The sequence below is a fragment of the Mycobacterium sp. DL592 genome (assembly GCF_011694515.1).
Lineage (GTDB): Bacteria > Actinomycetota > Actinomycetes > Mycobacteriales > Mycobacteriaceae > Mycobacterium.
Window position 1 is genome coordinate 226,421 of record NZ_CP050192.1, and the last position, 7,411, is coordinate 233,831.

General features: G+C 68.0%; 8 protein-coding genes. 6 read left to right on the forward strand and 2 right to left on the reverse strand.

What is annotated here, in order from left to right:
• Positions 1 to 19: 19 nt before the first annotated feature.
• The gene (locus HBE64_RS01045; RefSeq protein ID WP_167096955.1) at positions 20 to 1,267 is read left to right on the forward strand and encodes a glycosyl hydrolase family 28-related protein; all 1,248 of its coding nucleotides are present in this window, start codon (positions 20 to 22) and stop codon (positions 1,265 to 1,267) included.
• Positions 1,268 to 1,273: 6 nt separating this feature from the next.
• Positions 1,274 to 1,714 (forward strand): hypothetical protein, encoded by a 441-nt coding sequence (locus HBE64_RS01050; protein ID WP_167096957.1) that lies wholly within the window; start codon positions 1,274 to 1,276, stop codon positions 1,712 to 1,714.
• Here the strand turns inward: HBE64_RS01050 and HBE64_RS01055 are convergent.
• Positions 1,697 to 2,392: a nitroreductase family protein gene (locus HBE64_RS01055; protein ID WP_167096959.1), complete on the reverse strand. Its 696-nt coding sequence runs from the start codon at positions 2,390 to 2,392 to the stop codon at positions 1,697 to 1,699. The two genes, HBE64_RS01050 and HBE64_RS01055, sit on opposite strands and share 18 nt — an antisense overlap.
• A gap of 94 nt (positions 2,393 to 2,486) precedes the next feature.
• Here HBE64_RS01055 and HBE64_RS01060 point away from each other — a divergent pair, with 94 nt between their 5' ends.
• The 4 genes from HBE64_RS01060 (at position 2,487) to HBE64_RS01075 (ending at position 6,806) form a co-directional block, all read left to right on the forward strand.
• Positions 2,487 to 3,752 (forward strand): aspartate kinase, encoded by a 1,266-nt coding sequence (locus tag HBE64_RS01060; protein WP_167096961.1) that lies wholly within the window; start codon positions 2,487 to 2,489, stop codon positions 3,750 to 3,752.
• A gap of 50 nt (positions 3,753 to 3,802) precedes the next feature.
• Positions 3,803 to 4,789 carry an aspartate-semialdehyde dehydrogenase gene (locus tag HBE64_RS01065; protein ID WP_243841592.1) on the forward strand — a complete coding sequence of 329 codons (987 nt, stop codon included), beginning with the start codon at positions 3,803 to 3,805 and terminating at the stop codon, positions 4,787 to 4,789.
• A 68-nt stretch (positions 4,790 to 4,857) separates the two neighbouring features.
• Positions 4,858 to 5,943, forward strand: a complete 1,086-nt coding sequence (locus tag HBE64_RS01070) for a DUF4185 domain-containing protein (protein WP_208300631.1) — start codon at positions 4,858 to 4,860, stop codon at positions 5,941 to 5,943.
• Positions 5,944 to 6,026: 83 nt separating this feature from the next.
• The gene (locus HBE64_RS01075) at positions 6,027 to 6,806 is read left to right on the forward strand and encodes a sulfite exporter TauE/SafE family protein (RefSeq protein WP_167096971.1); all 780 of its coding nucleotides are present in this window, start codon (positions 6,027 to 6,029) and stop codon (positions 6,804 to 6,806) included.
• Between the two features lie 3 nt (positions 6,807 to 6,809).
• Here HBE64_RS01075 and HBE64_RS01080 read toward each other — a convergent pair whose 3' ends face one another.
• Positions 6,810 to 7,316 (reverse strand): hypothetical protein, encoded by a 507-nt coding sequence (locus tag HBE64_RS01080; protein WP_167096973.1) that lies wholly within the window; start codon positions 7,314 to 7,316, stop codon positions 6,810 to 6,812.
• Between the last annotated feature and the right edge of the window lie 95 nt (positions 7,317 to 7,411).

Sequence of the window (7,411 nt, forward strand, 5' to 3'; positions counted from 1 at the left end):
CTACCGCTAGCGTGACTTCGTGATCGACGTCCGATCCCGCGGCGCGCTCGGTGACGGCCGCACCGACGACACCGCGGCCCTCGCGGCGGCCCTGCGCTCCGCCCACGACAGCGGCGGCGCCACCGTCTTCCTGCCCGCCGGGGTGTACTGCGTATCGGCCCCGCTGGGCGAGGCCGGAGGGCTGGCCCGGGTCTGCCTGACCGGCGACGGGGAGCGGGCCTCGACCATCAGGGCGACCGGCAACTTCGCGCCCATCACCGGCCTGTGGTCGCAGGCGCGGATCGAGAACCTCGTCATCGACGCCGGCGGCCACGGATCCCCGGGCCTGGTCGTCGAGCTGGACAAGAGCTATCTGCGGCACTGCCTCATCAAGGGCTGGACGCAGTTCGGGATTCGGCTCAACCCGACCACCGACGGGCTGCTGAACTGGATCGACGACAACTTCGTCGAGCAGGGCAACGGCTACGGCATCCACACCACCCACCACTTCTACGACTCGTGGATCGTCAACAACAACGTCGGCTCCACCGGGCCGAACCTGTCGGTCGAGAGCGGGCCGCTGCGCATCATCGCCAACCACCTCAACGGAACCCCAACGCACAACATCGAATTGCGCGGCAACAAGAACATCACCATCGTCGCCAACATCTGCGAGGGCGCTCGGCACGAAGCAATCGTCTACACCATGCCAGCCTGGCTCGACACCGACGCACCGCACGTGCAGATCGTCGGCAACAACATCACCAACGGCGGCAAGGGATCACCGGACGCCTGTCCGGCCATCGGTATCTACGCCCGCGACGCCGCCCACCGGATTCGCGGGTTCAACATCACCGGCAATCTGTTCGCCTGCGAAGACGACGGCGCCGGCTGGTCGCATGCGGTGGCCGCCGAACACGTTGACGACCTGTCGATCTCCGGAAACCAATGGGACGACGGCGGATTCGCCACCGCGGCGGTGCTCGGCGGCGGGCGCAACCTGGCTGTGGCCGGCAACACCTCGGCCAATATCGGGGCACGGGTGGTGGCCACCGTCGCCGGTCCGCTCACCCTGGCCTCGGAACCCGGCACCGACTACGTCTACTTCCTCGCCGCCGGATCACAGCCGAAAATGCCTCCGGCTCTGAACAACACCAGTCGCTACACGGTGAAGAACGTCGGAGCGGGGGACGTCACCATGGCCGGCATCACTCCCACCGTGACCATCGAGCCGGGCGGCGTTGTCGACCTGGTGTCGGACGGCGTGACCTGGCAGTCGTTACGCTGATCGATCATGCGCCGCCCGCCCCGCTGGACCCTCACCGTCATCGTGCTCGTGATCGCGGCCGGGTTCGCCATCTGGACATACTTCGACAAGCCGCCGGAGAAGTGCAAGCCGGTGATCGACATGCTGAGTTTCAACAAGAGCCAGTCGGAGCTCATCCAGTCCAAGGGCGGCTCCGGCCCCCCGACCGCCGCCGAGGACCTCCTCTATCAGCAGTGGGCCGACGGGATGGCCGAGCGCGCCCAGAAGGTCAACGACCCCGAACTGGCGGCTCAGGCCACCCAGCTGGCGCAGCTGGCCAACGAGTTCGTCACGGATCTGCCCAAGGTCCGCGCCGAGAAGGACTCCCGGGCACCCGGTGCCCCGGCGCCGGTGATCGTCTTCCAGATGCAGGCGCTGAGCGACCAGATCACCGGCCTGACCAACCAGCTGTCAAAGACCTGTTCCTGACCAGTTGAGCACCACGTCCTCCAGGGCCAGCCGCTCCCTTGGCCGGGAGTCGCGCTCGAGGATCTCCGGCGCCATCTCGCCGTAGTCGCCGAGCGTGCCGACGGCGACCATGATCAGCGGCCGCAGCCCGGCGGCCAGACCCAACACCTCGGGTGCGGCCTCGACGTCGAAACCGGCCATCGGATGAGCGATCAACCCCCGGGCCACCGCCTCGATCGCCAGGTTGGCCGCCGCCGCCCCGGCATCGACCGCGGAGTACAGCGCCGTGCGCTCGTCCTCGCCCTCGTCGGCGCACAGCAGGATCAGCGCACCGGCGGCTTTCGCGTAGCTGTTGCCCCGCCTGAGCAGGCCCGACAACGCCTCGAAGGCGCTATCCACCCGGCCCGGTATATCCCCGGGTCGCTGCGCTCCAGCCCGGCCCGGTATCTCCCCGGGTCGCTGCGCTCTCCCCCTCGCCTCCGGCTGGGCGGTACCCCCAGCCCGCCGGCCGACCACGAAGCGCACCGGCTGGACGTTTCCCCACGTCGCCGCCCATCGGGCCGCCTCCAGCAGGGCTGTCAGCTCCTCGTCGGTGACGACGGCGTCGGGGTCGAAGGCCCGCGGACTCCAGCGGGTAGCGATCGGCGGGTGCACCGGCACCCGGGTGTGTGCGTGGCGGTCGGAGGGTTGATCAGGCACCGCTGGGACGTTACCGCCGATCTCGGCGGGAAAAGCAGGTGTGCGTACCCCTTATCCTTGTGGGCGAACCCCACGTTTTACAGAAGGGCAGACAGTGGCGCTCGTCGTGCAAAAGTACGGCGGATCCTCGGTGGCGTCCGCCGAGCGGATTCGCCGGGTGGCCGAGCGCATCGTCGAGACGAAGAAGCAGGGCAACGACGTCGTCGTCGTGGTGTCCGCCATGGGCGACACCACCGACGAACTGCTCGATCTGGCTCGCCAGGTCTGTCCGGCACCGCCGCCGCGCGAGCTGGACATGCTGCTCACCGCCGGCGAGCGCATCTCCAACGCCCTGGTCGCCATGGCCATCGAGTCACTCGGAGCGCACGCCCGCTCCTTCACCGGATCGCAGGCCGGAGTCATCACCACCGGCACCCACGGCAACGCCAAGATCATCGACGTCACCCCGGGCCGGCTGCGCGCCGCGCTCGATGAAGGCCAGATCGTCCTCGTCGCGGGCTTCCAGGGCGTGAGCCAGGACAGCAAGGACGTCACCACCCTGGGTCGGGGCGGATCGGACACCACCGCGGTCGCCCTGGCCGCCGCACTGCACGCCGACGTCTGCGAGATCTACACCGACGTCGACGGCATCTTCACCGCCGACCCCCGCATCGTGCCCAATGCCCGCCGGCTGGACACCGTCAGCTTCGAGGAAATGCTCGAGATGGCAGCGTGCGGCGCCAAGGTGCTCATGCTGCGGTGCGTGGAATACGCCCGCCGCTACCACGTTCCGATTCATGTCCGGTCGTCGTACTCCGACAAGCCCGGCACGATCGTCACCGGATCTATCGAGGACATCCCCATGGAAGACGCCATCCTGACCGGAGTAGCCCACGATCGCAGTGAGGCCAAGGTCACCGTCGTCGGTCTGCCCGACGTGCCCGGCTACGCCGCCCGGGTGTTCCGCGCCGTCGCCGACGCCGACATCAACATCGACATGGTGCTGCAGAACATCTCCAAGGTCGAGGACGGCAAGACCGACATCACTTTCACCTGCTCGCGCGACGCCGGCCCAGCCGCGGTGGAGAAGCTCGCCTCGCTGCAGAGCGAGATCGGCTTCACCAAGGTGCTCTACGACGACCACATCGGCAAGGTGTCCCTGGTCGGCGCCGGCATGCGCAGCCACCCCGGCGTCACCGCCACCTTCTGTGAGGCGCTGGCCGAAGTCGGCGTCAACATCGAGCTGATCTCCACCTCCGAGATCCGAATCTCGGTGCTGGTCAAAGATTCCGAACTGGACAAGGCCGTCGCGGCACTGCACGAGGCGTTCGGGCTCGGCGGCGAAGAAGAGGCCGTCGTGTACGGCGGGACGGGACGGTAACCGTGGTCAACATCGGAGTGGTCGGGGCGACCGGCCAGGTCGGCCAGGTCATGCGCACCCTGCTCGAGGAACGCGACTTCCCGGTGACCAGCGTGCGGTTCTTCGCCTCCGCGCGGTCGGCGGGCAAGAAGCTGCCGTTCCGCGGTCAGGAGATCGAGGTCGAGGACGCCGAGACCGCTGACCCCAGTGACCTTGATATCGCCCTGTTTTCGGCGGGTGCGACGATGTCGCGGGTCCAGGCGCCGCGGTTCGCCGCCGCCGGTGTGGTCGTGATCGACAACTCCTCGGCATGGCGCAAGGACCCCGACGTTCCCCTGGTCGTCTCCGAGGTCAACTTCGCGCGCGACGCCGGTAATCGACCCAAGGGCATCATCGCCAACCCGAACTGCACCACCATGGCCGCGATGCCGGTGCTCAAGGTGCTGCACGACGAAGCTCAACTGGTGCGCCTGATCGCCTCGACGTATCAAGCGGTTTCGGGCAGTGGCCTGGCCGGTGTCGAAGAGCTGGCCTCGCAGGCCCGCGCGGTGATTGATGGCGCCGAGCAGCTGGTGCACGACGGCTCCGCCCTGGATTTCCCGCCGCCGAACAAGTACGTCGCCCCGATCGCCTTCAATGTGGTTCCGCTGGCCGGTTCGCTGGTCGACGACGGCTCGGGTGAGACCGACGAGGATCAGAAGCTGCGCAACGAGAGCCGCAAGATCCTCGGCATCCCCGACCTTGCCGTCAGCGGGACGTGTGTGCGGGTTCCGGTGTTCACCGGTCACTCGCTGTCGATCAACGCCGAGTTCGCCCAACCGATCTCGCCTGAGCGCGCCACGGAGCTGCTTACCGGTGCGCCGGGTGTGACGGTGGTCGACGTGCCGACGCCGCTGGCCGCCGCAGGGGTGGACGACACCCTGGTGGGCCGGATCCGCCGCGACCCCGGGGTGCCCGACGGTCGTGGTCTTGCGCTGTTCCTCTCCGGGGACAACCTGCGAAAAGGCGCGGCGCTCAACACGATCCAGATCGCCGAGCTGCTGGCCGCACAGCTTTGACCTCACCACGCCGAAGCGGGAGTTTGGGCGTGAAACTGCGAGTGGCGTGCGCCATTTCGTCGATCTTGATGCTGGTGGCGGCTCCCGTCGCGGCCGCCGACCCGCCGAGCCCGGTGCCGAACCCCATCTTGGCGCCTCTGGCCCTGGGCGAGGTGGTGCTCATCGGCCCGACAGCGGGTACGGGTACACCGACGCGCGACTACGGTATCGGCGCCACCGATCTCTGCGAATTCATGGAATTTCCAACCGAACTGCTGCAGATCTGCGGTGACAGCTTCGCCGGCCAGGGGGTGGGCTTCGGCGGCTGGTTCTCGCCGGTGGCATTGCATGTGGCCGGTGACTCCGTCGACGACCCCGACGGGGTGCGCTACACCGGTGTCACCGGGGTGGACAAGCCGCTGCTGGCCGACCCCACCGCGCCGGGATCCTCACAGCTGCCCGCCGGCGTCGTCACGATCAACCGGCAGAACTATCTGTTGGTGACGACCACCAAGAACCTGGTGCCGCAAACCTCCCGACTGGTGAAAGCCGAAGCCGGCCGCGGCGATTGGCAGACGGTGCCGGGATCGGTCCGCAAGGCGGCCTACGCCGACGGCAGGCAGACCCAGATCAGCGGCTACTACGACCCGATCCCCACCCCGGAGTCGCAGACCGGTTGGGTCTACATCGTCGCCAACAACTTCGACCGCACCGGGCCAGCGGTGCTCTATCGTGTTGCGCCACAGTCATTTACCGACCGGAGCCGCTGGCAGGGCTGGTCGGCCGGAGCCGGCTGGAACAAGCCCCCGACACCGCTGTGGCCCGACCGGGTGGGGGAGCTGAGCATCCGTCAGATCGACGGCAAGACGGTTCTGTCCTACTTCAATGCCAGCACCGGCAACATGGAGGTCCGGGTGGCCTACGACCCGACCGGTCTGGGCGGCGCGCCGGTGACGACGGTGGTGCGGGCGGGCCAGTGGCCCGAGCCGGCCGACGCCCTGCCGGCGCCCGACGACAACCAGCTGGCGCAGCCCTACGGCGGCTACATCTCACCGGGGTCCACACTCGACGAGGTGCGGGTGTTCGTCAGCCAGTGGAATACCGCGCCACGTGACCGCGCGCCGTATCGGGTGTTGCAGTTCGCGGTGAACCCGTTCAAGCCCTGGGACATGTGAGAATCGCTCACCGCTAACACCCGGCGGCAGATTGACCCGTGTGTTAATAAAAGGGGCATGGTTGCCGGCGGGCGGTTGCGCTCGTGACGGATTCGGTGATCCTGATCCTTGCTGGCCTCGCCGCAGCGTTCCTGAACACCGCGGCGTCCAGCGGGTCGGCAGTGACTATCCCGATCATGATCATGCTGGGCGTCGAACCCATCGTGGCGAACGCCTCCAACCGGCTTCCGATTGTGATCGGCTGCGCCACGGCGATCTGGGCGTTCCACCGCGCCGGGCACCTGCCGTGGCGGGACGCCTCCCGATTCGCCATCCCGGCGGCGCTCGGCGCTCTCATCGGCGCCTCGCTGGCGTCGGTGTTCGACGACGTCCGCACGACGAACCTCGTCATCGTCGCGGTGGTGGTGGCACTGCTGTTGCTGTTTGCCAACCCGGCGAAGTGGTTGGCGGCCGACCGCACGGATCGGCCACCGAACCGGGGCCCGCTGGTCTTGGGGCTGATCGGATTGGTCGGGTTGTGGGCGGGGTTGATCGCCGTCGACTCGGGCACCTACGCCCTGGCGGCCCTGGTCCTGGTCGGGCGCTTTCCGATCCGGGAAGCCAACGCCATCAAGGTGACCGCACTCGGTGCAGCGGCACTCGTGTCGCTCGCCGTGTTCTCCGGCAAAGGTGAAATCGACTGGCAAGTGGCCGGATTCCTCGCCCTCGGCAGCGTGGTGGGAGCGTTCCTCGGTGCCCGGCTGGCACTCGGACCGCATGCCGCCAAGTGGGTGTTCCGATTGCTGGTCTTGGTGCTCTCCCTCGAGGTGGCGCACCTGGTGCTGGGTGTGGTCGCGCCCGGTGTTCTGGGTCCTGCGCGCTGAGGTTCAGCGGCTGTCGCGCTTGGCCTGCCGTCGCGCACCGGCTGCTTTCGATCCGGCCTCCCGCTTCTTGCGGCCCGGGGACTTGCGGGTCTCGTCCGCCCGGATCCGGCCCTTCGTGGCCACCTTGCCCTTGCTTTTCGCCGGCGGCGCCGGAGCCAGTGGCGAGCCTTCCTGACGGGCGCGCTCGAGGCGCTCCTGTTTGAGCTCGCGGGCGCTGCGCGCAGCGGCGATACCGAGCTGCTTGCTCACTCGCCCCAGCGCACCTTCGAAGATCTCGGCCTTTGCGCCGTTGCGCTCGTTGGCGGATCGAGCCGCACCACGCGCGCCTTTCGCGGGAACCTTGGCCGCACCCTTGCGGCGGTAGAGCTTGACGTATTTATTGCGGGCCCGCCGAATCCTGCGGTGCAGTTCCAGCAGCGCGTCCTCGTCGAGGTCTGTCAGCGCGGCAGGCTCGGTCTCACGGATCAACAGGAACTCGGCCTCGGTCAGGGAGGTGAGCAGCTTGGTCATCCATGCTTCATAGCGCGTCGGCAACGGGTTGCGTGCCGGAACGGCCAGGCAGACCGCAATCGGTCATTCACAGTCTTTTCAAAGGCCCTACCTAC

Excerpts from the sequence above, each read along its gene's own strand:
- HBE64_RS01050 (WP_167096957.1), top strand. The coding sequence starts at position 1,274 with ATGCGCCGCCCGCCCCGCTGGACCCTCACCGTCATCGTGCTCGTGATC.
- HBE64_RS01080 (WP_167096973.1), bottom strand. The coding sequence starts at position 7,316 with ATGACCAAGCTGCTCACCTCCCTGACCGAGGCCGAGTTCCTGTTGATC.
- HBE64_RS01070 (WP_208300631.1), top strand. The coding sequence starts at position 4,858 with ATGCTGGTGGCGGCTCCCGTCGCGGCCGCCGACCCGCCGAGCCCGGTG.
- HBE64_RS01065 (WP_243841592.1), top strand. The coding sequence starts at position 3,803 with ATGCGCACCCTGCTCGAGGAACGCGACTTCCCGGTGACCAGCGTGCGG.